Genomic DNA, 20,662 nt, shown 5'->3' on the forward strand with positions numbered 1-20,662 from the left:
AGACGTAAAAAAGGAGCACCTCGGTGCTCCTTTTAAGTTTGTGTCAGTCTCACTCAATTAACCAAACAGCTTCTTCCAAATACTCGGATTGCGCTTGTCATGATATTCAAGACGGAGACTATCGACTTCACGCAAAGATTGCTTTGCGGCTTCTAGATTGCCCTTTTTAAGCTCCGCATCAACATTATCAATTGCTAGCGAAAGCTTTTTGAACCCCTCTAAGTAAAGATCTGCTTTTTCTGGTGGGTAATCGCCTTGTTTAGAATCTGCAATCAATTGATCAAGTTCAGCAATCGGGGTTTGCATCGCTTCCACAGACTGTGCTTCTGCAGCCTGTTTAAACGCGAGTTTCATCGCTTGCATGTTCTTTTTAAGGTCAACACCACCTGATGCCATTGGTGACGTAGAGATAGCAATGCAGAGGGTCATCAGACTGAGAAGTTGAACTGGTTTAGCGAACGTTTTCGTTTTTATAAGCGCTGTCGTTGTCATTCTATATCCTTTTGAGAGCAAAAGACCCCAGCTTCCTGAGGTCTTAGCCATTGTACTCGAAGTTCCTGCAACAACGGGACAAAAAATTGCATCAAAACATGTAACGTTTGCGCTACACCGATTTACTTAAAATTCGCTGAACTCAGCGATAGGCTCTCGACCTCTAAGAGCTAGGAAATCGAGAAATTGGCGCGCAGATGCTGTAATGATTTTCTCAACAGGCATTTCTACTTCAGTGAGCAATTGGCTAGTCAGTTCGAACTCACCAATTGTGTCATAAAAATGAGAGTCACTCCCGGTCGTAATATATCCGCCTGCCGATTTCACCGCTCTGGCAATCTCATAACAGCGGTCAACACTCCCGACTCGGCTATGCCCTTTCAGTGTTGAGTTATTAATTTCAATAGCAACATGATGCTCCGCGGCACACTTTGCAACGGCAGCAAAGTCAAAATCAAAGTTTGGGTTACCTAAATGACCTAAGGCATCGATGTTACCGCTTTTAATCACGTTAATGAGCGCTTCGGTGTGTTCTTCTTTGCTAGCCGGTTGAAACACGGGTTCATGAAAACTGCCAATAATCCAGTCGAGCGCCTTGTATGATGTCGGATTAACGTCAATCTCACCCTGAGTATTCAGAATGTTGGCTTCAATCCCGCGAATGATAGCGACACCAGAAAGAAACCTAGGAATCACTCGTTGGTTTGAGAAAAACCAAAAGTGCGGAGCGCCTGGCATGGACTCTGCGTGATCCGTGGTACATAGAATTTCCAATCCATTGGCCTTTGCTGCCTGAGCATTCTCGGTAATGGTGCTGTATGCATGACCGCTGGCGTAGGTATGCGTGTGCGTATCAACCACAAACTTCATTCTTCTCTCCTCGATAAACCGATACTTTGATTAAGTATCGGTCATTGATATTGCAGTTTTGTTCTAGATCCTTTTAAACTCAACGCTACTATTGACAACAATGCGTAACTAGAAGAAATCGATGGAGCCGCGTCCGCTATTAGGATCTTTACTACCCTTTTGATTCGATTTGCTTGAGTTTGATTTGTTCGACTTATTGGTTTTTTCTGACGATTGACCAGGCTTGTTGGACTTCGTCTTTTTGTTGTTTTGTTTGTCTTTTTGCGGCTTGTTTTGTTTCGATTGCGCAGCTTTTGGCTCAGGTTTTCTCTCTACCTTAACCTCTTCTGGCTCGCTAGCTGGCTGGTCACAAACAACAACGTAGTACTCTTGGTTAAATTCAAAGAAGTCACCATCGTACATTTTGCGGCGCTTGCGCGTTTCCAGTTCACCATTTACAGCAACATAACCTTCAGCAATAAAGTGTTTCGCTTCACCGCCACCACCCACTAAATTAGCAACTTTAAACAGTTTATATAGCTCAATAGGATGGCTTGAGACTTCGATTCCGATGGCTTCAATTTCGATCTCTTCGCCTTCTTGATCGTCAAATTCTTCGGGCTCGTTTAGGTATTCTTGATTCATTGTCTTTATCGCTTGTGGCTTTTTTTGCATTGTACTGTCTTGGCTATCGACAAGCTATTAAAAAGCCTCGCAATAGCGAGGCTTTTTGTCTTTTACCGATACGTTACGTATCTATCTAGTACGCTTTTTACCAAGTTAAGTTCTCACTTGAGGCGTTCACCAGTTTTTTCACTGGATCATTGCCATCATAAGTCCATATCTCTACTAAAAATGCCCCTACGTGTTCTGCAGCATTAAAGTTAAGCTCCGCTTTACCGTTTCGCAGTGCTTGCGACGCTACTTTACTCTCGTAGTTAGGTTCTAACTCGCCGGATGACTTTTCAACAAACTCTGTATAGATCGAAACAAACGCTCTGCCATTTACATCGTTAGTGGCGTCGACTATCAATGAGTACGCTTCTATGGGTTGGTAGTCAAAATCATCAGGGATCGACAAATCTTCCATCGTTCTTTCTGTGACTACTACTGGCGTTGGCGCTGGTACTGGAGCCGGTGCAGGGTCTGGTGCCGTCGCCGGTGGTGTCGATACACTGCCACCTGAGTCGCTACCGCCACCGCCGCCTCCACAGCCGACTAACAGCCCAAGAGAAATTATTGAGGTTACTGTAAGTGCTTTCATGATATTTCTCCTATGGGATGTAGCATTTGTCAGGGGTTGCGAATTGCGATTCAAACCAGTTTTCCGCTTGCTCACCGCTCGATTCCGCGTACGTTGCATACTGTGGATATGCCGCTAATAGATCCGTGGTTTCCGTTGGCCATAACCACTCGTCGTTAACCATAATTGCCCAAGGCAAGTTTTCGGCTGTTTTGAAATAGGTGTTGGTAGAAGCATTACTGACATCTCGTCCAAGACCTGCGAATAAATCAGCGTCGAATTGCTCAGTTGGTTCGTAGTTTGGCAAGTGAACTTCCCATTTTCTTCCTGGCTGGAAGTACCCTGCCCCATGGTAGTAATCTGGAGTTGCAAAGATAAATGGGTCATATGGCATAGACATCATCGAAGAGGTATTAGTACCGTCTTTAATGTTTACATGAAGCGTAAAGTTGAGCTGTACATCTTCTGCGCCACATGACATCAATGTACGGTGGAAGTCACAACCATCGAGTTTGTACACTGTCGTATCTTCACTAATCACGAAAATGGCTTCGTTCGATATCTGTTCTAGACCGCTGGTCTCAGACTGAACGTCATTTTTGATTAAGCGCGTTGTATCAGTATCAATGTCACTTCGGTTAAGTCCTTTAAGACGAAGCGCGAATCCATTGTGATATGACGCTCCTACCGCTCCTAGGTAACCGTCGATTTTAGATTTGACGACATTGCCATCACGAAGGATTTCTGTAATTCGGTAACTGACAACCACATCATTCATGTCGTAGTCCGCGGTATAAGGCCAGTTATCCTCAAAAGCAACGGTCACATAATCTGTTGCGTTAGGATAGTAGCGTACTGACAAGCCGTCACCCGTTACGGTTAATGGATGGTCTTCCACCTCACCCGATAGCGCGCCGCCAGCGTATCCTAACCCTTCCTGCTGACTAAAACGGAAACGACTCCAGGTCGTACCAATATAAGCCGCTGCATCGACGGTAAACACTAAGTTGTTGTTTCCCGCTTGTAGCTGCCTATCTGCAAATACCTGCTCTCCCTCATCCGCAAAGTCACCATCTTGGTTCCAATCAAACCATGCTGATAGGTAGCCTGTAGTGGAGGCATTGACCGCGATAATGCTATCGAGACCTGGTTCAATAGCGGTGACAAAACCCACACCATCTTCATCATCCAAACCCGTATCATCATCCGCTAAATTATTTACGCGACCATCTTGCTCTCCATCCGGCTCTGAATCACCAAGCCAAGTTACCCCATCACGTCCGTGCCTTGGTCCATTGTCTGCCAATTTGGTTTGGTAGGTCGTTGGTGCATCACCAAAATCAACCTGTGAGTCTTCATCAATGATTGGGGCGTTGGCACAGCGAGCACCATCGTTTTGGTTTGAATTCGGCCCAAAAGCAAACAATTGTGCCGTCACGTTGCCGTTTCCAATGTCAGACGCGTTATCTGGCGACAAGTCGATTCGAAAAATGTGGCCATCGGAATTACGTGATACATAGTAGTAGCCATTGACGTCAAAATAGCCAGCTCCAAAAGTCCCTGTCACTCCAGTATCACCAATGTACGTCTCCTGTCCGGTTTCAACGTTAAAAGAGTAAAGCCCGCCTGAACCGTTATCGATACCATAAAGCTTGCCATCACTTGGATGAAAAGCGAAATCCGTTAGATTGACAACGCCTCGTGTTGTGACTCGCTCGACGCTCAGTACTGCGCTCGGATCACTGTTTAACGGTGTAAGATCCACCTTAAACAACCCTTTGTTCTTACGATATAGGTAGTAAACACTTTCATAAACATCGCCGACAAAAAAGGTATGATCCGTAGGTAGGCCAGAGGTGTTCAGTATTTCAGCCTGAAAATCACCGCCAAGTCGCACCAAACGTTTGTTTGTGGTGTCGTAGCCGTAGATGTAACGCCCATCAAAATCAAAGCCCACACCATTGATGTTTGCATTTAAACCGGTATCTCCTTGCAGTAGGCTCGATTGGCCGGTAACTAGGTTAACGCCGTAAACTTGAACCGGAGTCGATTGAAAAAGATAAGCTTTACTCGGACAGGTATCAAAAGGTGCTGCTTGGACGCTTGTCGCCAGCAACGTTGCAGCAAGACTGCCTCCGATCCCTGTGAGTGTTTTGACTTTGTTTGCGAGTACCATGAGTTATTCCCTATGCTGATGGCTTAACTCTAGAGATACAAAACACGTGCCAAAACTTAAATTGTTTAATATCAGAAAGTTACACTACAGCTGATACATATTTTTAATATGAGAATCAATTTGAACTGCTCGATGAAGAATGTGGTACTTTCATGGTGTGATTTATCCACCGAAACGCAGACTTTAAAACTGGCACTAGACCACCAAACACAATCATTCCAATACCAAACATCTGCATAGTTGAAAATGAGGTGTCAAAAAGAGCAAATTGGAAAATGGCAGTAAAGATCAAGTTGGTGTAAATAAGTGGCGCGACCTGAGTATTGGTTTCAGCCGATTTGTAGGCTTGGTAGCGACAAACTTGTGTGTTAATGATCATAACAGTAAGTAGCAAAATAACCATCATCGTTTCGACACCTAGCCATTTAAAAGCCACCGTAACCAGTTCTGCCGACATCCCTAGCGACGAGTAATAGAAAATACCAACTGGGGTTAATAACATCCCTGCAAGTAAAAACGTCCAAGCGTTGTTCTCAACGCCCGACAACTCACCTTTGGATGCCCTATGTAGGCTGAGCTGCGATCCTGCATTAAACACACCTGCCATCAACCCTATGATGAGCTCTGTTTTTAAAGTAAAGCCTTCGGTATCCCCGGCAAGAAAGATCACGCCCAAAAAGGTAATAATTAGAGCCGCAATGGTCTGTATCGAAAGTGGAATTCGGAAAAGAAACTTTTCGAACAGTGCTATGAACAGCGGGCCGGTTCCGAACAACACCACACTTTCTAACAAAGACAGTTTCCCTAACGCATAGATAAAGCAAAACTGACAGGCGGCGATACATAAAGATCGAATCATCAATACACGGTGCATTGATGTCGGCGGAATACGAAGACCACGGACTGTAAGAAAAGCAAACAATACAATCGCAGGCATCCAAAACCGCAACAGCGTTATTTCAACAGCAGCAAACTGAGTGGCTAAGTATTGAGTCACGAGCCCTGTTACCGCTAAGCTAAGTGTTGAAAATAGCATATACATAATAGCTTTAGTGTTTTGACTGACTCGCACGTTATCCCCTACTGCTGTTTTCTAGTTTATTGGTATTGTAGTGAGGGGCGTCATTGAAAAATAGCGAGTTTTTGTTAACTATGCTGTAAGTGAAACTTACATAAATGGATCGAATGATGAAGCAACATGTCGCGTTAAAATCACTTTATTCGTTTGTCGCTGTCGCTGAATTAGGAAGTATGACGATGGCGGCTGAACAACTTTTTGTTAGTCATTCCGCTGTCAGTCAAGCCATCAAAAGCTTAGAGACCCAGCTAGATACTAAGCTGTTTCACCGACTAGGACGCACCGTATCACTCACTCGTGAGGGAAAAGCGTACTATCGAGAAGTCGCGCCTGCACTAGAAAAAATAGTACGAGCGAGTGAAACCTTGCTAAAGCGCAAGCACGATGAGCGTTTAACCATTAACATGGTAAACTCCCTCGCGCTCCATTGGTGGATCCCTCGCGTCGAAAAACTACAGCAAGCAATTCCAAACCTTGATGCCAGAATTTCTAATCTAATAGGGCCGTTCGACCTAGAACGAGAAGGTGTGGATGTCGCGATCGTCCATGGCAAAATTGATGATTGGCAACAGTATTACTGTGAAAAGCTAGGTGATGACGAGTTAGTTATGGTCTGCAGCCCTAGCCTTTTAGAGACGCTACCTTCAGATGATTTAACAACACTTGTCAGCAATAACCCAATCATCTGGGTAACCAATGATCGGCGTAAACACGACTGGGAGGTTTGGAGCCAAGCCCATGCGCTTTCGATTCCAAGCTCGCCACGTTCACTCACGTTCAATGCATCAGTTCAAGCGATCCACGCCGCCATTCGTAGCTTAGGTCTATTAGTGACACATCGACTGTTTATCAAAGATGAAGTGGACAATCAGTTATTGGTAGAGGTGGGGAAAGCGGTCGTCAATCCACACCAAGAATACTACTTCGCCTGCCCACCCGAAAAGCTTAAGCTAGAGAGTACATTAGCACTGAGAGGATGGCTTAAATCAGAGTTCGCCACCAGCAAGCAATAAGACGTAGCTTTTAAACGCCCTATTGCCGCATCACACTATCGTTATACTTCTTGAGCTAGGTAGTATTGATTTTTCCCTGCTCTCTTGGCCTGATACATGGCTTGATCTGCTGCCGTAACGACTAGCGTCAGTGGTGTCTTAGACTCTTTCTTCCACGACACGACACCGATACTCGCTGACACATGACAATGTTGGCCATCGATAACAATGGGCGTTTTCAAAAGATAGAGCAATCGTTCAAGGTGTATATCTAGTTTACCGTCTTCTTCTAGGCCAATTAAGAACTCATCGCCAGACAAGCGTGAGACTAATGAGTAGGCAGGCGCACCTTCCTTGAGTCTGTTGGCGACAATCCGTAACAACTCATCTCCTGTCGCATGTCCATATTTATCGTTGATTGCTTTGAATCCATCAAGGTCGATAAACAGTACCCATTGGTCACGGTGAGTCATATGCTTATCTTTTAGTATCTGAAGAGCGGCTGTTCGATTACTTAGTCCCGTTAACACATCATGACTCACTTGGTAGTGTAATCGCTGAAGTTCTTGCTCATGAGTGAGATCTCGTAGTGTCACTAAGATCGCTTCTACCCTACCTTTTTGAGACTTAAGTACACGTACTTGTACATGACAAGGTATTCGCCTTCCAGTAAGTAGGTCAATATCGATATGGTTTTCAACCCGCTCTTTAATTAACAACCGTTTCATATCTCGACGTGAAAAGCGATCTTTACTTTGCAACTCAATCTCAGTAAAGGACTGGATTGATCCGAACCAATTTCCGGCGGCAGAGTTCATCATTGACACCCTACCATGGCGATCCAACACCAGCATGGCATCCATATTTTGTTCAAACACCAATTCAATGAGTGATCTGCGCTGCTCACTAATATAGCGATCAGTAAAGTCCTCAAATTGCACTAGTGCATGCGCTTCAGACTCTAATGGATGGCAACTTACCATATATCGGCGATCAGAATGATGCTGATGAAGCTCTACCGACTCAACAATATTCTGATTGGTAATCGCACTCACTATGTTGTCGATACCAACTCTTGGGTTAAATCGACTTTCTAGCAATGTTCTCGCATTCCTGCTCATTTGCAGATCCTGGATCTGGTTGTCAGCAAACGGATTGCTATAGATGACATCAAGGCTCGGCGACACCACCAAGATACCCTTTTCCATAACGTCTAATGCGCGAATAATGTATCGGTTTTTGCCTTCTAGCTGCTCCAACGCTTTGCTTAGTTGGAGCTCTCGCTCAACTAGGCTTGCCACCATCACATTGAAACATTGGGTAAGTTTTCCAAGCTCATCATTTTGACATACTGGTAACTCGCGTTGACGTATTCCCTCTTCAATCACCTGTTGCATCGATTGATGCAATGAGTTTAGTGGCATGACAATTAGAGAGTGCATCACTTTCGCGAAACGCCATGCGAACAAGGAGAGAAGCAAAGACGTTGAAAATAGAGCAATCCACATTTGGCGTTGCTCTAGCATCAACCTTTCGTGTGATACCCAAACACGTAACTCGCCAAGATTTTCCTCTCCAAGACGTATTCGCTGAGTTTGGCTTTCAATTGCGATATCGTCACAAAGCACTGTTTCAAACTGCCAACGACAACCAGCAGGGAGCCGTAAAATTTTGGCGAGCTCTGCTACCTCTGCATCATCAACGACCGCAGCTAAAATGTCTGGGTCAAACGAAAGGTTCGACAGTTGCTGTTCAGCAGATAAGCTGTCGTCGAACATCATTGCCGCTTGCAATGTGTTCGCAACGCCCTGAGTCAGTATCGTCACCCGTGTATCTAGTGCTTTCTTTTGGTAATGAGTCAAAATCAAGATCGTGCCGACACCGACAATAAACACTAAAAACGTGGAAATAAGCCAAGTAGGCAATATCATTTTGTATCGCAACGGCAGCGAAGCAATCCGAGCTAACATTATTATTTTTCCTCTGCCAGTTCCGAAATCGCTAATAGTTGAGCGCGAAGTCGAACACCCGATTTCTCTATGTTATTTCGCGAGATCAATGGTTTAATTCGATTATTTACTTTAATAAACGCCAACATACCTCCTAGTGACACAAACTGGACTCCAGTACCTATTGTCAAGGCGTGCGGGTATCGCTTTGCTAACTCAACAACGTGTGCACGATCTTGCCCATCAACATACAAAATATGGCAAATCGTTGACTCTGTCTTATCACTTTGCGACAGGTCGATGAAACGAGCAGATGATGATTTACTTGCGATAATTTCTGACAAGTAATCACCTATCGAAGATTTTCGAGTAATGCAGTATTGCGTGACTTTGTCTGACGCTTCCCTTGGCCAATCCGCAAGCATAGGAAAGCGGTATAGATACACAGCTTTAAGCTGGTCGTCGCTCACCGCGGCCCATGCACGGCTTGGCGCCCAGCTCAGCCATACCACAGTAATCACTAGAAGGCGCCAACTAAACCTGCCTTTCATCATCGATGCTCACTTTGAGGATCCCAGTAGCGCCATTCAACCTGCAACCAATATTGGGTATCGTTTTGGAAAGGACCATAGGCTTGAGGATATTCATAGTTTTCATAAGCACCCAGGTTTTCAACCGTGGCGGTGAAGCGAGGCCATTGACGAGAATGTTGCCAGCTAAGCGCTAGATCAAGATTCACTACATGCGGCCAACCATTTTGTTCAATCGTTCCGACATTGCTCGGCACGTCAGTGGCCGACACGTATTGCAAAGCACTACTCACCCACCACTGAGGGGAGATATCCCAAATAGCTTGAGCGTTGATAAAATGATTGGGCTGATTTTCTAATGCCTTTGCTACTGCAGAGTTCGCCTCACAGATGTTTCCGCTGCAGTAGCCGAGGATCTTTTTGTAGCTATAGTTTGCATTAAGCTGGAGATTTGAAATAGGTTGCCATTTTGCTGACACCTCACCACCATAGGTTCGCGTCCAGAGCGGATCGACGTATTCTGATGTGTACTGCTCGAAGACAGTTCCCACGCTTCCTTCAGATGCGCCACCAGGGATTACCCACTGCTGTGCACCAGTACCTGCGTATGCGCGAATATTCTCGTGAATACTATAAAAGCCATTCAGGTTCAACTGCAGCTTTTCACCATGCCAAAAGCGGTATCCCGCTTCTATGGTGTCGACCGTTTCTACTTTAAGCTGGTTATTGCCTTTGTAGAGGTAGCTATAGTAGTAATCGTAACGATTGCCGTCACTGAAGAGTGCGTTTTCAACATAACCGTTTTGACGGAATGTGGTTGAACGCTCCAAACCTGACGGCGTCACCACAGCAGAACCCCAACCTGCCCAAAGTGTCTGAGTATCAGCCAGTCTATAATTCAAACGGACTTGAGGCTGGGCATAGGTATCATCCGTTATGTTGTGGTATTGCCAACGATTCCCCAGCATTAGCGTGACAGCATCCGTCACTGGAATGGTCCAGTTAGCATAAATACCATAGCTCTGATTTAGATAACTCGGTTTGTCTGCAGAACGCAGATATGGGGCAGTAACTTGATCATATCTAGAGTACTGATGGAAACGTTCTTGAATCAAACGAACGTTCCCACCAATCATCAACTGTGTGCCCCACAGATCATCGAACAAATAGCGGCTGTCCAAATCAAAGCGCACAAAATGGGCGTTTCTATCTGGACCATCGTTGTCGCTGTACGTTAACCAAAGGTCGCTTTCTATGCGGTCATTGTTGGCTCTCTCATATATATGCGAGCCCCCTGCAAACCACTCCTGTGCGATCATTTTTTGTTCGTAATATTCATGTGCTGGGCGCTGTGGGAAAAACAAATGAGGATTGTAGTTAGCCCATAAATAGTCTTCCTCAGATCGAATACCACCAGCTTGTACATTGAGCGTATGATTTAAGAACTGATAATCAATACGAGCACCAAACCGACCAGTCACGACGTTATAATGCTGCTGGGATTGCACCTTGTCTTCGGTGCTCGCCCATGGTTTATGCTCCAAGTATTCAGCATAGCCACTAACATGCGATGAATCACCGATTTGACCGCCGTGATGCAGTTTTACCTCTTTGTAACCATAATTACCAAGGCTGGCAGATACTTTTCCTTTGGGAGCGTTTTCAGCATCCAGAGTGATAATATTGATAACACCATTGACCGCATTGCCGCCCCAGATGGTTCCTACTGGGCCAAGAAGCACTTCAATTTGAGCAATATTGTCCATACTGACAGGAATAAGATCCCAATCGACACCTGAGAACATGGCATTGAGCACGCTTCTGCCATCGACCATGACCAGCAAACTATTAGTTAGCGCTTGATTCGAGCTTTGGGCAGAAATACCCCAGTCATAGTTGGAGAATTTAGCGACATGCAAACCTGGAGCTAAGGCAAGTGCATCGGCAACCGAGCGCGCACCCGAACGATTTATCTCTTTAGCGGTTATGACATAAACTGCAGCAGGCGTATCGGCTAGGCTTTGTGTGCTTCGAGTACTGGACATCACTTTGGTTTCTGCGAGGGACGCTAATGGCATATCCAGTAGTGACATAAGATCTTCATCTGCCCACGCTGAAGAAGCAATCAAACTACATAAAAACAAATGGTTATGGAAAAACGAACGCATTTACCAACTCTACAAACTACGACACTGGTCACCATAAGATACGAAACGTCTTATGGTGATATGGATTCCAGCCATTATATCGACGCTAACTCATTGGTTTTTAGTTAATTTATTTTGTCGCCACGACAAATTACGCTTATTTAAAGGGGAAATATGACTCCAAGATGCAGGAAAATTGCTGTCCAGAGAGACGATTAAATGCTTGATAGGCTTTACTATCTGCCTCAAGCTCCTACAATGTGCACAAATTTCAAAGTTAAAGGTTTTCATACATGTCTATCCAATGGTTTCCAGGCCACATGCACAAGGCTCGCAAAGAGATCGAAGAAGTCATCCCACAAGTAGATGTCATTATCGAAGTTCTTGATGCTCGTATCCCATTTAGTAGTGAAAACCCTATGATCTCAGAGCTACGCGGTGATAAACCTGTGGTGAAGGTTCTTAACAAACGCGATCTTGCTGACCCAGAAAAAACAGAATTGTGGATTGCTCACCTCGAAAAAGAGCAAGGTGTTAAAGCTATGGCTATCACCACGTCTAATCCACAAGAGGTCAATAAAATCCTTGAGTTATGTCGTAAACTCGCCCCTCATCGCGAAGAGATCGGCAAAAATATTCGTACCATGATCATGGGCATTCCGAACGTTGGAAAATCGACCATTATCAACACATTAGCGGGCCGTACCATTGCCGTCACAGGTAACCAACCAGCCGTAACCCGCCGCCAACAGAGAATTAACCTACAAAACGGCATCGTTTTGTCTGACACTCCAGGGATCTTATGGCCAAAAGTAGAAAACCCACACAGCGGTTTTCGTTTGGCAGCCACGGGCGCTGTAAAAGACACAGCGATCGAATATGATGAAGTTGCGTTTCACACCGTTGAATACCTTGCAGAGGTTTATCCAGAGCGTCTAAAAGAGCGCTACCAAATCGACGAGGAGCTTCCAGAGTCTGATCTTGAAATCATGGAGCTTATTGGCCGCAAACGCGGCGCACTGCAATCTGGCGGCCGAGTGAACCTACACAAAGCCTCTGAGATTCTGCTTCATGAACTTCGTAACGGCACGTTGGGTCAACTAACGCTTGAACTACCTGAGATGATCACCAAAGAGCTGGTGGAAGTGGAACTTGAAGCGGCACGTAAAGCTGAAGAGAAAGCGAAGAAAAAAGAAGAACGCCGTAAGCGTTACTTGAAAAACAAGCGTTAGGATTTAACACTAACGTATACTCAGACAAGTTCAATGCCAAAGCTTACAACTAATGTAGCTTTGGCATTTGTGTTTATGATGGTGCAAATCACCTCAGCCATCCTCACCATTAACACTAAGTTTCTGTTAAGATAACGCTTCTTATCACTTACACTGTGTCAATTGTGAGCATTCTTGGTCAACTTCGCCTCCTATGGGCCAACAAAACATTTAATTACAGCGTTCTGATGCTATTTGCTCTGCTCGGCGTGGTCATTCCCGCTTGGTACTTAGAGCAGCAAACTTGGGTTACCCCATTAATTCTTGGTGTCATCGCTGCTGCATTGGCAGAAAGCGACGACAGCTTCACTGGCAGATTGAAAGCTCTCATCATAACGATGATCTGTTTTGCCATTGCCTCATTTTCAATCGAACTATTATTTGATACACCCTGGTTTTTTGCAGCGGGTCTGTTTGTTTCGACTTTAGGTTTTGTACTTCTGGGGGCAATCGGCCCTAGATATACCAGTATTGCTTTTGGCTCTTTATTAGTGGCTATCTACACCATGTTAGGGGCAAGTGAAAGTAGTGATCTATGGACACAACCTACACTGCTTTTGGGCGGTGCTTCTTGGTATTACCTTGTTTCGTTGGTTTGGAACAGTTTATGGCCGCTACAGCCAGTGCAGCAAAGTCTCTCTAATGTATTCAACGAACTAAGTTTGTATTTAGACGCGAAACGAAATCTATTTCATCCAACGCGAAACCTCATCCCCCAGCCACATCGCCTGAAAGAAGCCAGCCTTAACGCCTGTACTGTATACGCGCTCAATGAGTGTAAAACAACACTGCTTAACCGCTCGAAACGTGGACATGTTGACGGGCCAAGCGATCGTTTTTTACAAGTTTACTTTATCGCTCAAGATATCCATGAGCGAGTGAGCTCCAGTCACTACCGTTATCAAGAGCTCGCTAGCTCCTTTTCACACTCAGATGTGCTGTTTCGCTTTAAGCATTTGCTTGAAATGCAATCCATCGCCTGTAAGAACATCGCGCACGCGCTGAAACTTGGTAACAAGTATTCTCACAGTAATGATTCACTCAACGCACTGGTTGAACTTCAAGACTCTATCGAATACTTAGAAACACAAAATCGTCCGGAGTGGAAACCATTATTAGTACAGATTCACTACCTATTTAATAATCTAGCTACCGTTGAGAAGCTGCTCAGCAATGTCAGCAATCCTGACATCGTCAATCAAGATGACAATGTGCTAGACGATACAAACGCTCACACACCACTAGCTATGTGGCGCAAAATAAAATCCAGCTTCACATTAGATTCTTTGTTGCTTCGCCATGCAATCCGCTTGTCTTGCGCATTGACTTTGGGTTACGGGATCATTCAATTTTTCGAACTCGAACGAGGTTACTGGATCCTGCTAACCACATTGTTTGTCTGTCAGCCAAACTACAGTGCCACACGCCAAAAGCTCACCGCCCGAATTGCTGGTACGGTCGTTGGCCTTCTGGTTGGGGTACCTTTGCTTACCCTTTTTCCATCCACAGAGAGCCAACTCGTACTCTTGGTCATTTCTGGTGTCATGTTCTTCGCGTTTCGACTCAATAATTACGGTTACGCAACGGGTTTTATCACTGTCCTAGTTCTGCTTTGCTTTCATCAACTTGGTGAAGGCTACGCGGTAGTACTTCCACGTTTAATGGATACGCTCATTGGCTGTGCACTGGCTGTTTGTGCTGTGTATTTCATTCTTCCCGATTGGGAGTCGAAACGTTTATCGAAAATCATGGTCTCGGCACTAAAAACCAACCGCCTGTATTTGCTGCAAATCATTGGGCAATATCGCGTAGGCAAGAAAGATGATCTAAGCTACAGAATCGCGAGGCGCGATGCCCATAATGCGGATGCGAACCTATCCAAAGCCATCTCTAACATGCTTGCTGAGCCGGATCGTTATCAATTAGATACAGATGAGTGTTTTCGCTTTTTGACGCTTAACCATGCCCTGCTGAGTTACATTTCAGCATTGGGCGCGCATCGCCAGAGACTTGATGATGAATCGATTCATTTATTGGTACTCGAGGCACACCGAAGTATTAATCAACATATTGAAGTAATAGAAGAGAATTTATCAGGCACTGGGAGTGACGCAACCCACACAACTGTCGATCAATTTGATATTCATAGACGACTTTCAGAATGGCGAGATGAAGACGATCGTTCTGCAAGAATGGTATTGCAACAGCTTCACTTGATCTATCGAATGCTACCTGAATTGCAAACGTTGTCGACACACCTGAAACCCGAAGCACTATCACAAACAACACCAGAAAGTTAACCTGATAGTAAACGTCATGTTAATGCAGTCTTTGCATTGACATGACGTAGTTAACCAAGCTATTGACGCCCTCTTACATTTCTCGGACAAAATTCACAGAATCAATTTATAGAATACTCACTATAGCGACTCATCATCGATGATCGAAAGGAACTCAGCCGCTTGTGCACAAGAGACAACCACGATCAACCAAACTGCGTCATTACGGGTGTTACTATGCCAACACAGCAATTTGAACAACTCAAAGAACAGCTAAAAAAGCTATCACCACAACAACTCAAAGCACTGCAAGGTGAAATCAGCTCACAGCTACAACCCAACTCTGATAACTTACTAAGCGATGAAGAGCTAACTGCCCTATCACAACTATTTCGCTAAACCCTGCCCCAGCGGTTTCGCGAAACATAGCGCGATTAAGCACATTGCCCCACAACTATGTCCTACGCTAACAGTTGTCGGTTCAAAATGCGTACGTCTGTAATATGATGTCACAGAACTTTGCCACCATACCTTGTATCTCTTGTCTATGTGGGTAGAATCCCCGTTCAAACTGACTGACAAACATCGACATGCCAAAAGTAAATCTTCACAAGCGTGACTACCTAAACAATTTAGGTGACGAGCTCGCAATGTCTGAGTTCGAACAAAGACTCACGCCCAAGTTTGACTCGCCTGCTAACAGGGTGAATCGCAGTCCTTACCTCACGCAACGCAACGTCGACTATCGTTGGAAAACCCTAGACAATCCTAATGCACGAGGCGAGCTTTTTGATGCTCATACTGAATCGCAAATGCAAGCCTATGAAAAAAATATCGAGTTTTTTATCGGCACGCTAAAAATGCCAGTAGGTACCGCCGGTCCCTTACGGGTCAATGGCCTTTTTGCACAAGGCGATTACCAAGTCCCACTAGCGACAACAGAAGCAGCCCTCGTGGCATCGTACAATCGCGGTGCTAACCTGATTACTGCCTGCGGTGGTGCCAGTGCGATGCTATTAAATGAAGGTGTGACCCGAACGCCTGGTTTCGCATTCAAATCGCTAATTGAAGCCGGTCAGTTTGTCGCATGGTTGGTAACTCAGTTCGATCACTTTAAAGCGTTGGCGGAATCAACCACTTCTCACGGTAAGCTCAGTGATGTTAGCGTTAATATCGAGGGCAATCATGTCTACTTGGTATTCGAATATTTAACCGGTGATGCTTCTGGTCAAAACATGGTGACCATCGCAACTAATGTGGTGTTTGACTACATCTTAACCAACACACCAATCGAACCAGATTATGCGTTTTTGGACGGCAACTTATCCGGCGACAAAAAAGCAAACTCGCAAACTTTACGTAGTGTTCGTGGTAAAAAAGTGACCGCTGAAGTAACAATCTCAGCAGAGCTGATTGAGAAGTATCTGCATACCACACCCAAAAAGATGGCTCAATTCGGCCAAATGACCACAGTCGGCGGCGCACTTAGTGGCACGATTGGCATCAATGCACATTATGCCAATGCTCTGGCAGCCCTCTATATTGCCTGCGGTCAGGATGCGGCCTGCGTAGCAGAATCTGCAATTGGGATGACCCGTATGGAAGTCACTGAAAAAGGTGAGCTCTACGCAAGTGTAACCCTACCTAATTTGATGGTAGGCACTGTCGGCGGTGGTACTGGACTTCCGAGCCAGAAAGCGTGCTTAGATCTACTTGGTCTGCACGGTTCTGGACAATCCCAAGCATTGGCAGAAGTAGCTGCAACCCTTTGTTTAGCTGGAGAGCTTTCTATTGTTGGTGCTTTTTGCGCTGGCCACTTCTCGCGAGCTCATCACAAATTAGCGAGATAACGTATTCTCAAGCAGTAAACCGAATAAAGGATGCAGAGGCATCCTTTTTGCTTTGTTTTTTCTCTTGCTAAGAAGAGAGTTGCTAAGCAGTTATTCACTAAGCAGCTAAATAATGAAACTGCTTAAAGTGGCGCAACGCATCGTTAAGAGACTTCTCTTTAATCGGCTTAACGATAACAAAGTCGGCGCCCGCGGCGAAAAATGCCTGACGTGTCGAAGTTTGATTGTCCGCAGTACAGGCGTAAATCGGCAATGTTTTATTGTATTCTTGGCGTATTTGCTTGGTGATCTCAATTCCCGACACACTCGGTAACTGGTTGTCCATTAGCACTAAATCAAAGTTCGCACTATCGATATAGTTAAGTGCCTCTTGGCTATCTTTCGCCCAGACAACATGCATCCCATACTTTTCACAGAAAGCTTTAGCAATAAACGCATTGGTATGATTGTCTTCCACCAGTAACACCGATATTTCACGATCAAATAAGCTGAAATCGATTTCCGTTTCCTCTACGGCAAGCGCAGACGCACCCTCAATGATTTCGACAGGTAACGTTAGCTTAAACTGCGTTCCGACCCCGACTTCACTGGTCAAAGTGATATCACCATCAAGTATGGTTACTAGATTTCTGACGATAGCTAAGCCTAATCCACTGCCTCCATACTCCCGTGTTGTCGTAGACTCTGATTGAACAAACGGATCAAAGATCTGTTCAAGTTGATCTTGGCGAATACCAATACCGGTATCTTCAACATCAATAAGCAGCTGAGCAGTCTCGTCTGAATGATGACGAGTCATACTGAAGGAGACTTTTACCTGGCCGAGATGCGTAAATTTAATCGCATTACTCAACAGATTAAAAAGAATTTGATTTAGGCGAACCTGATCGGTGAACAACACGGTCTCAATTGGCAACTTATTATCGATCTTCAATGTAATTGACTTTTCATCACATAAAGGTCGGTAAATGCCATCAAGAGCGGTCACAATTTCTTTAAAGCTAAAGCTGTGTTTCTCAAGCTTAAAACTGCCATTTTCAATTTTAGAGAAATCAAGAATATCGTTTAACACGGCAAGCAGATGTTCACCACTGTTACACAGTACGTCGATTTGCTCTTGATAACGCGTCTGTTTGGCTTCTTTTTTCAACAGCTGTGAAATACCTAAAATCCCATTAAGCGGCGTGCGTATTTCGTGGCTCATTTTAGCAAGAAACTCGGTACGAGCCACTGCGGCACGCTCGGCCTCTTCTCTTGCCTTCTCACTTTGCTTTTCTGCTTCCACCAACTTGGTGATATCCAATCCTTGCGATAGAACCAACTTCTTATCTTTACGAGTTTGGATAGACGACAAGTTCCAACGATATACCATGTCACTAATCGGAACATCGATACCGGTAATGGTCACGCCATGATTCGCCTTGTCGACTTGAACCTTCATTTCATCGACAAATTGGCGAAACTGCAGCGCATCACTACTGTCTGCGTTGCGCTCTAAACCAAGTGCTTTTCGAGCTGATGGGTTGATCTGCAATATGGTGGAATTTTCAGTCCAAACGATGATTGGAGACAAGGAGAAGTTAAACAGGTCTTGGAACAGCCTTTCTTGCTCAGAAAGACGTTCAAACGTGTTACTCAACGTCTTACCGATATGATTGAACTCATGAATAGTCGAGCCAGAGAAATGTTCAAACTTTTGTGTATTGCCCGCTATTCGAGTGTAAACCATCAGCTTCGCCAACTCCTTGGTGACTCGGCCATTTAACCAGCGTCTCGTTATCACGGAAGTGATGGTGATCACCACAAAAGAGAGGAAAATCCAAAACAGGTAGCTATTTCGAAGAGCTAGAATACCGGGATTACGTTGAATAGAGTAAACCGTCAGCTTAGATAGCTGACTACCAATCGATAGTGGCGTTTCGGTAACGAGTATTTTATTGAGATCAACCTCACCGCTTTTAATGACAGATACAACGGATGCTTGTGTGTAGCTATCATCAGACGAAATAGAAGAGGCAATCACTGCATCTCCATACTTTAGAATGACATCATCACTGTTACTACCGCGCAATAGACTCGTTAATAGCCCCGCGTTATCATCAAGTATGACCCCGACAAAAAGCTGTCCGAGCACTTCACCAGAAGAACGATCGACAATCGGTGTCCTGCGCAACAATATATGCCTTTCTCCAAGCTGCGATCCGGCCGCTACCGTATTCCAATTATTGTTTTTTCCGGCTGCCACATTTAGTGTTGCTAGGCTGCTTTGCTCCAGTCCATAAAACAGTGCATTACCGTCATCCCATACAATGTCATCACTGCGAGTAATAAAACGAAAGTCTGGAGCGTTCGAAGGCTGAAGGTTATCCTCTCGTAAAAAAAAGTAGTCGAGCAGCCTAGCATCGAAAGTTTCAAAAAAACTCTCTACAGCATCACTTTTTGCGTTGCTGTCTTGCAGAATTTGTAACGAGGCTAAGCGGTAGTTGAAAAAGTTAACAACCAATGCACTAGTTTGCCTAGCGCTCTTTTGAACTTCTTCTCGAACGATGTCACGACTTAACTGCCAGCTTTGCATCAGCATTGCGAACGTGAACACCCCCACTACCGTAATCACAGTTCGTGTGATCAGTGTGGCGAGAGTTTTACGATTATTAAAATCCGTTAATGGCATACAAACTTCACACGCGACTATCGATCAGAATAACGAAATGCTCGAGATTTAAGCTCTTCAATTCGTTGAGCATTGTCTTCACTGGTGACTAACTCGAAACTGCCCGAATAGACTTGTGGTACCGGTTTTTGTTCGAGATCCCACTTGATTGCTTCTGCCATAGCCACTCCAGTATCATCATTCATTCGCATAACAGTGACATCCAAGTCCCCACGCTGAATGGCATCCAACTCAGCAGAGCCGCCACCCCAACCATTGACGATGACATCGGTTTTTCCGAGCTCACGCAGTGCATCTGTTGCGCCCAAAGCGACATCTGTTGCACAAGCGTAGATAAAGTCTACATCAGGATGCTGCTGCATCGCATTGAGTGTCGCTTCTCGACCACTCTCTCGATTCGCTTTGGTGTAATAAGATGTAGATAAGTTAAAGCTTTTTTGAGCATCCATTTGTTCAATGAAAGTACCGCCACGAGCATCACTCACATACCCTTCAGAGAAATACAACACTGAGTAATTTGTCTGTTCACCACCGAAACGTTGTTTGAAATAGTCGGCGAGCAACAAGCTTCCTTTGACGTGATCAAAGCCAACATACATAAATGGTGGGTTATCAGCCCAGCTTTTTACTGGCGTAGTGATATTTTGTAGGATTAGCTTTATATCGGTTGAATGCAAAACATGCTCAATGAACTTGCGGTGCCTTGTTGTATCTAAGGTAAAGATCAGATAGCCCGAATTATTTTTGACCGCTTCCATCAGCGATGCACTTTGCTGTCGGTAGTCTTCGTTGGGACGAGTGAAAACCTGATTTAGCTCATAGGCAACACCTAATTCTTCTAATCGACGCTCAAACGCTTCTATGTTCCTTACCCAATAGTCAGACACCTGCTGCCCTGGATAAACAACAGAGATAGTCACTGGCTCTTTTTGCTTGACCGACAAGGGCACTGCACTTTCAAGGACAGTTTGTTGCAATTGTTCAGCGAGCTGCTTTTGTTTCGGGTACGTTTTCAGGAACTGTTGATAATTCCAATAATCAGACAGGATAGTATTTGCAGAGATTGTGAAAGAAGGCGCTGCAAGCAATATTATGGTGAAAAACGTATGTAATTTGCGCATCTGTTCTGTACATT

General features: G+C 44.8%; 16 protein-coding genes. 5 read left to right on the forward strand and 11 right to left on the reverse strand.

What is annotated here, in order from left to right:
- Positions 1-57: 57 nt before the first annotated feature.
- The 6 genes from L4C42_RS12715 to L4C42_RS12740 form a co-directional block, all read right to left on the reverse strand.
- A complete protein-coding gene (locus L4C42_RS12715) occupies positions 58-429 on the reverse strand; it encodes a cytochrome b562 (protein WP_353500201.1) in 372 nt (123 codons plus the stop codon).
- Between the two features lie 189 nt (positions 430-618).
- Positions 619-1,362, reverse strand: coding sequence for a phosphatase (locus L4C42_RS12720; RefSeq protein ID WP_353499339.1), 744 nt, complete (start codon positions 1,360-1,362; stop codon positions 619-621).
- Positions 1,363-1,470: 108 nt separating this feature from the next.
- Positions 1,471-1,986, reverse strand: a complete 516-nt coding sequence (locus L4C42_RS12725) for an RNA-binding S4 domain-containing protein (RefSeq protein ID WP_353500202.1) — start codon at positions 1,984-1,986, stop codon at positions 1,471-1,473.
- A 127-nt stretch (positions 1,987-2,113) separates the two neighbouring features.
- Positions 2,114-2,605: a hypothetical protein gene (locus tag L4C42_RS12730; RefSeq protein ID WP_353499340.1), complete on the reverse strand. Its 492-nt coding sequence runs from the start codon at positions 2,603-2,605 to the stop codon at positions 2,114-2,116.
- A 10-nt stretch (positions 2,606-2,615) separates the two neighbouring features.
- Positions 2,616-4,760, reverse strand: coding sequence for an LruC domain-containing protein (locus L4C42_RS12735; RefSeq protein ID WP_429760735.1), 2,145 nt, complete (start codon positions 4,758-4,760; stop codon positions 2,616-2,618).
- 115 nt (positions 4,761-4,875) lie between these two features.
- On the reverse strand, positions 4,876-5,832 hold the full coding sequence (locus L4C42_RS12740; protein WP_418642954.1) for a DMT family transporter: 957 nt from the start codon (positions 5,830-5,832) through the stop codon (positions 4,876-4,878).
- A 116-nt stretch (positions 5,833-5,948) separates the two neighbouring features.
- Between L4C42_RS12740 and L4C42_RS12745 the strand changes: the two genes are divergently transcribed.
- Positions 5,949-6,851, forward strand: a complete 903-nt coding sequence (locus L4C42_RS12745; RefSeq protein WP_418642953.1) for a LysR substrate-binding domain-containing protein — start codon at positions 5,949-5,951, stop codon at positions 6,849-6,851.
- Positions 6,852-6,892: 41 nt separating this feature from the next.
- Here the strand turns inward: L4C42_RS12745 and L4C42_RS12750 are convergent, their stop codons facing one another.
- Genes L4C42_RS12750 through L4C42_RS12760 form a run of 3 tightly spaced genes read right to left on the reverse strand, consistent with a single transcriptional unit; the run spans position 6,893 to position 11,477 of the window.
- Complete coding sequence (locus tag L4C42_RS12750; protein ID WP_429760737.1) at positions 6,893-8,800, reverse strand: diguanylate cyclase domain-containing protein; 1,908 nt, start codon at positions 8,798-8,800, stop codon at positions 6,893-6,895.
- A 2-nt stretch (positions 8,801-8,802) separates the two neighbouring features.
- The gene (locus L4C42_RS12755) at positions 8,803-9,333 is read right to left on the reverse strand and encodes a YfiR family protein (protein WP_353499343.1); all 531 of its coding nucleotides are present in this window, start codon (positions 9,331-9,333) and stop codon (positions 8,803-8,805) included.
- Positions 9,330-11,477: a TonB-dependent receptor plug domain-containing protein gene (locus L4C42_RS12760; protein ID WP_353499344.1), complete on the reverse strand. Its 2,148-nt coding sequence runs from the start codon at positions 11,475-11,477 to the stop codon at positions 9,330-9,332. The genes L4C42_RS12755 and L4C42_RS12760 overlap by 4 nt, the downstream gene beginning before the upstream one ends.
- A 272-nt stretch (positions 11,478-11,749) precedes the next feature.
- Here L4C42_RS12760 and ylqF point away from each other — a divergent pair, with 272 nt between their 5' ends.
- The 4 genes from ylqF (at position 11,750) to L4C42_RS12780 (ending at position 16,856) form a co-directional block, all read left to right on the forward strand.
- Positions 11,750-12,688 (forward strand): ribosome biogenesis GTPase YlqF, encoded by a 939-nt coding sequence (gene ylqF, locus L4C42_RS12765; protein ID WP_353499345.1) that lies wholly within the window; start codon positions 11,750-11,752, stop codon positions 12,686-12,688.
- Positions 12,689-12,852: 164 nt separating this feature from the next.
- Positions 12,853-15,027 (forward strand): YccS family putative transporter, encoded by a 2,175-nt coding sequence (yccS, locus tag L4C42_RS12770; RefSeq protein ID WP_353499346.1) that lies wholly within the window; start codon positions 12,853-12,855, stop codon positions 15,025-15,027.
- A 216-nt stretch (positions 15,028-15,243) separates the two neighbouring features.
- Positions 15,244-15,405 carry a hypothetical protein gene (locus tag L4C42_RS12775; RefSeq protein WP_353499347.1) on the forward strand — a complete coding sequence of 54 codons (162 nt, stop codon included), beginning with the start codon at positions 15,244-15,246 and terminating at the stop codon, positions 15,403-15,405.
- Positions 15,406-15,596: 191 nt separating this feature from the next.
- On the forward strand, positions 15,597-16,856 hold the full coding sequence (locus L4C42_RS12780; protein WP_429760740.1) for a hydroxymethylglutaryl-CoA reductase: 1,260 nt from the start codon (positions 15,597-15,599) through the stop codon (positions 16,854-16,856).
- 97 nt (positions 16,857-16,953) lie between these two features.
- On the opposite strand, the gene luxQ is transcribed toward L4C42_RS12780, so the two are convergent.
- Both luxQ and L4C42_RS12790 read right to left on the reverse strand, forming a co-directional pair.
- Positions 16,954-19,527 carry a quorum-sensing autoinducer 2 sensor kinase/phosphatase LuxQ gene (gene luxQ / locus L4C42_RS12785; RefSeq protein WP_353499349.1) on the reverse strand — a complete coding sequence of 858 codons (2,574 nt, stop codon included), beginning with the start codon at positions 19,525-19,527 and terminating at the stop codon, positions 16,954-16,956.
- 17 nt (positions 19,528-19,544) lie between these two features.
- Positions 19,545-20,648, reverse strand: a complete 1,104-nt coding sequence (locus L4C42_RS12790) for an autoinducer 2-binding periplasmic protein LuxP (RefSeq protein ID WP_353499350.1) — start codon at positions 20,646-20,648, stop codon at positions 19,545-19,547.
- Positions 20,649-20,662: the final 14 nt, after the last annotated feature.

The sequence above is a fragment of the Vibrio wakamikoensis genome (assembly GCF_050337275.1).
Lineage (GTDB): Bacteria > Pseudomonadota > Gammaproteobacteria > Enterobacterales > Vibrionaceae > Vibrio > Vibrio chaetopteri.